Source organism: Micrococcus sp. KRD026, assembly GCF_017168445.1.
Lineage (GTDB): Bacteria > Actinomycetota > Actinomycetes > Actinomycetales > Micrococcaceae > Micrococcus > Micrococcus luteus.
This window is the reverse complement of sequence record NZ_JABFBA010000078.1, coordinates 1-443: the sequence shown is the minus strand read 5'-3', so window position 1 is coordinate 443 and position 443 is coordinate 1. Positions and strand designations below refer to the sequence as shown.

Below are 443 nucleotides of genomic sequence, written 5' to 3'. Positions count from 1 at the left end.
TAATAATGTTTTACCACTACCTGTTGGCCCAATTAAGGCAATGTTACTTTTTTGTAATTCAACATCATCTTCTTTTGGTCCTAATTGTTGAATACGCTTATAGTGGTTATAAACAGCCACAGCTAAAGATTTTTTAGCTTTTTCTTGACCAATAACATATTCGTTTAAATGATCCATAATTTCTTTAGGAGTAGGTAATTCTGTAATCGCTTCAGAAGTGTTTTGAGCTAATTCTTCTTCGACGATTTCTGAGCATAATTCAATACACTCATTACAAATATATACACCACTTCCTGCTACAAGTTTTTTTACTTGATCTTGGTCTTTGCCGCAGAAAGAGCATTTCAAATTTTCTTCATCTTCATTGAATTTAAACATTCTTTTTACACCCCTATTCGTTAAAGACTATACTAGATTGGATATTACAATGCAACATATTAACA

General features: G+C 31.4%; 1 protein-coding gene. It reads right to left on the bottom strand.

Translation table 11 applies throughout. The annotated features are described in order from the left end of the window. A partial coding sequence (locus J1M40_RS12380; protein ID WP_274608009.1) for a ClpX C4-type zinc finger protein occupies positions 1–378 on the bottom strand: 378 nt, incomplete at its 3' end. Positions 379–443 lie beyond the last annotated feature (65 nt).